Origin of the sequence: Desulfobulbus elongatus DSM 2908 (assembly GCF_000621145.1) — a bacterium.
Taxonomy (GTDB): domain Bacteria; phylum Desulfobacterota; class Desulfobulbia; order Desulfobulbales; family Desulfobulbaceae; genus Desulfobulbus; species Desulfobulbus elongatus.
In genome coordinates this window covers 1-4,104 of the sequence record NZ_JHZB01000070.1, presented here as the reverse complement: position 1 = coordinate 4,104, position 4,104 = coordinate 1, and the positions used below count along the sequence as shown (strand labels likewise).

Here is a 4,104-nt window from a genome sequence, read left to right as displayed (position 1 = left end):
TGTCACCGCCGATGAATTACTGACCCACCCGCCACCGAAAATTTGACCCCCCTGCCCGTTTTTTCGCCTTCCTTCCCGCAGTTTTTGCAAGACCCACCTGAACGTTTCCCAGTTGTCCGAAGAAGACTCGTATACTGCTCCTGAATATTGATCAAAGCAGGGGGAGATATGGGTACCAAGAACAAGAATCGAAAGCGTCCTTGCCGCATGTGCGGGAAATGGTTCCAACCGGATGCACGCCTTGGGACACGACAGAAGACCTGCGGCAGTCAAGAGTGTCAAAAGAAGTGGCATGCCCGTAAATGCCGAGAATGGAACAAGCAGAACCGGGCCTATTTCCGGGAGATTTATCTTGAGAAACGCTTGGCATCAGCTCAAGAGTTGCCGAACAAGCCCGCCACGGCGCCCACCCCGGATCCCCCACAATTGCCGACCACTGTGCAAGAGGTGATGAGCCGGCAACAGTTGGTTATCATAGGCTATTTACTCCGACTCCCCCAACATCGACTTCAAGAGGTGATCAACTGTCAACCTTTTGAAATAACAAAGAATCGACAACGAGTACCCCTGACGGTCCCTGCAAGAGGTGATGGCCCTGTCCGTTCCCATACCGTATCGTAAGCCAAACCAAACAACGAGGTGGGATATGGAACGAGGCATACATCTGGAGAGTGAGCCGGAGCCTCTGGGCATTACCAAGATCGGGGAAAGATTTCGGGGATTGCGTATCGTGGACCCCTCGGCGGAGCGATCGATTCTGGGTTCGATGCGGCAATACGGCCAGTTGTCGCCGGTGGTGGTCTGCCGTCTTGAAGCGGGTTGCGATGAGTTGTTGGACGGGTTCAAACGTCTGAATGCGGCCCGCAGTCTTTCCCTGGAAACATTGACGGTTCGTCGCCTGACCGCCGGACCACGGGCCTGCAAGGCAGCGATGCTGCAATTGAATCGGGTGGGACGGAGCATCAGTTCGATGGAAGAGGCCCTGGTGGTCCATTCACTGTGCCATGACGACGGGCTCAGCCAGGTGGAAATCGCCGGGCTGCTCGGTCGCCATAAAAGCTGGGTCAGCCGGCGGGTGGCGTTGATCGCCCGCCTCTGTGACGAGGCGCAGGAGCGGATCCGTCTGGGGCTGCTGCCGGCCAGCCTCGGCACGGAGCTGGCGCGGTTGCAGCGCCACAACCAGCAGCAGGTGCTCGAGGCCATTGTCCGGCACCATCTCACCTGGCGGGAAACCCGCAAGATGGTCACCGCACTCCTCAATGCGCCCCGATCTGTTGCCCTGATCCTGGGAGATCCGCGTGCTTTCAGCGGCAGGCAAGAAGGGGTGGCGCTCTCTCCAGGCGACGAGAGAGGTCTCGGCCCGGAAGCCAAGACCCTGTTTCGGGCCTTGCTCGGGTACGAAATGACCTGCCTGGAGACGGCCCTGACCCTCTCCGGCACCACCCTTGCCGGATGGGGGAATGAAGAAGCTGGTAAACTGCGGCTGGCCGGCGGTAAAGTCCTGGCGGCCCTTGCTCTGGTCGAGCAGGAGCTGCACACCATCATGGGAGGCGGAGATGGAATTTCTGCACAACAGGGAAGAGCTTGAACAGCGCCTGGTGGTCATGCAGACCCGGGAAGGATGGTCAATCCGGAGCCTGGCCGGATATTTCGCCATCAGTCGCAACACTGTTCGGCAGATCCTGCGTAAGCACGAGGCTCGGCGAGACGAGGGGCATGACCTCGTGGTATCCGGCAAACGGGTCCCAAGGGACAGCAAACTGGATCCCTACCGGGAACTGATCGAAAGCCTGCTGGAAAAGTATCCCAAGCTCACCGGCCAAAGGTTCCATGAAGAATTGCGGGCCGCAGGCTATACCGGCGGCATCAGTATTCTTCGCGATCACTTGCGGCGTATCCGCCCGCAGCCGAAAAAAGAACCGGTTGTCCGTTTCGAGACCGATCCGGGTGTGCAGGGGCAGATGGACTGGAGTCCGTACACGATCAACTTCAGTGCGGCCGGAAAAATGAAGGTCCAGTGCTTTTCCTATATCCTCGGATTTTCTCGCCGGCACTACATCGATTTCAGCCAACGTCGAGATTTTTTCACCCTGATCCGCCGCCACCAGGATGCTTTTTCCCATTTCGGCGGTGTGCCGGCGCAATGCCTGTACGACTCCGAAAAGACCGTGGTTCTGCGTTGGGAAGGGGGCAAACCGGTCATCAACCCGGCCTTTGCGGCCTTCATCACCCATTATCGGAACCAGCCGATCATCTGCCGCCGGGGCCGGGCCGAAACCAAGGGAAAAATTGAAAGACCCTTTCAATATGTAGAAGGTAACCTCCTGTGCGGCCGGGAGTTTCGAGACTTAGAGGACCTGCGGGCCCAGGCCCGCTGGTGGCTGCGAGAGAGAAGCGATCGCCATATCCATGAAACCACCGGTCGACCGCCCATCGAACTCTTTCTCGAGCAGGAGGCCGCGGCCCTGCACTCTCTGCCGCTGCACCCCTACGACTCCGGTGAAGTGGCCCTGCGGGTCTGTGACATCGAAGGCTACCTTTCCTTTGAAACCAACCGCTACCCCGTTCCCTACGAATATGTGACCGATATCCTGACCATGAAGGCCACGGAACATGAAATCGTCGTCTACTCCCCCGAACTCAGCCTCATCGTCCGCCATGAACGGTTGCCGGCCGGCGCCGGCATCCGGCTGGACAACAGCGCCATCCACGGGACCAGGACCATCCGCTACGGGTTGGAGCCGGTTCGCGACCAATTTCTCGCTCTGGGCGGTTTTGCGGAAGAGTTCCTCCTGGGTCTGCAAAACGGGACCAGAAAAAACGGCGGCTTCCACGCCCGCCATATCCTCCTCCAAAAAGAACACTATCACTGCGAAGACATCGACCGCGCCCTTGGCCATGCCTGCCGCTACCACGCCTACGATTGCAAGGCCGTGGAACGCATCCTCCGGAGCAAGGCGCAACCCCGCACCCTCGAATCCATCCGTATCAGTCAGGCCGAGCAGGAACTCAGCGCCCTCATGCCGGAAACGGTCCAGCGCCCCCTGGACGAGTATGCCGTGCTTCTGGATCTGACCAGCCAAAACCAGGACCCCTCATGAACAGGTGCCCCGACAGCCTCCACGACCTCTTGCGAGATCTGGGATTGCACCGAATAGCCGCGGTGCTCGACGAAGAACTCGGACAGGCCGCTATCCAGGCCATCCCAACCACGGAACTGCTTCGGCGCCTGTTGCGTCAGGAGATTGATGCCCGCACGGAACGGCGGGCTGAACGGAGGATCAAGGAGGCACGGCTTCCGGAAAGAAAGCTCCTGGACGACTTTGATTTCGAGTTCCAGGCGGGGATCGATAAAACCCAGATCATGGAACTGGCCACCCTGGACTTTGCCAGGCGCAAGCAAGGGCTTGTCCTCGCCGGCAATTCCGGGACCGGGAAAAGCCATCTCGCCAAGGCCTTGCTGCTCATCGGCTGCCGGCAGAATTTCCGATGCCGCTACACCACTGCCGCCCAGATGCTCAAGGAACTCCTTGCCGGGCTTGCCGACAACAGCCTGGACAGCAAACTCAAACGTTTTCTGGCACCAGAGATCCTGCTCATCGATGAAGTCGGCTTTGATCGTCTGGAACAGCACGATGCCGCCAATGCCTCGCTTTTCCACAAGGTCATCGATGGCCGGTACTGCAAAGGATCGACAATCATCACCACCAATATCGACTTCAAGCAACTCGGCGACTACCTCGGGGACCCGGTCATCACCACCGCCACAGTTGACCGGATGATCCACCACTCGATCATTCTCACCGTCAAAGGCCCTTCCTGGCGCCTCCACCAATCACGCCAACTCAACGCCCCCAAATAACGAGAACCACCTTCCCGGCAGGCATCAGGGCTGCGTCGGGCCCGACGCAGCCCTGATGCCTGCCGTCCATCCCATCATTGGGGACCTCTCTGAATCGGTGTGAGATCGCACGCTCATCGAAATCCGGCAACTTCGACGGGGTCAGCAATAATACGCCTAACGGGTCAGTTTTTTATCGGTGGTGACACCCACATAGGCTTGTGGGCGTCGCAATCCCCTCTGATCGGGGCGTTCGTTCCGGG

Annotated in this window: 3 protein-coding genes; all 3 read left to right on the top strand. The window is 58.9% G+C overall.

Annotated features, from left to right (window positions below; translation table 11 throughout):
• Positions 1–646: 646 nt before the first annotated feature.
• Genes Q362_RS0117475 through istB form a run of 3 tightly spaced genes read left to right on the top strand, consistent with a single transcriptional unit; the run spans position 647 to position 3,862 of the window.
• Entirely contained in the window at positions 647–1,588 is a 942-nt protein-coding gene (locus Q362_RS0117475) for a ParB/RepB/Spo0J family partition protein (protein ID WP_028319670.1), read from the top strand.
• A complete protein-coding gene (istA, locus tag Q362_RS0117470) occupies positions 1,557–3,101 on the top strand; it encodes an IS21 family transposase (protein ID WP_028319669.1) in 1,545 nt (514 codons plus the stop codon). The genes Q362_RS0117475 and istA overlap by 32 nt, the downstream gene beginning before the upstream one ends.
• Positions 3,098–3,862: an IS21-like element helper ATPase IstB gene (gene istB / locus Q362_RS21615; protein WP_051554471.1), complete on the top strand. Its 765-nt coding sequence runs from the start codon at positions 3,098–3,100 to the stop codon at positions 3,860–3,862. The genes istA and istB overlap by 4 nt, the downstream gene beginning before the upstream one ends.
• The last annotated feature ends 242 nt before the right edge of the window (positions 3,863–4,104 follow it).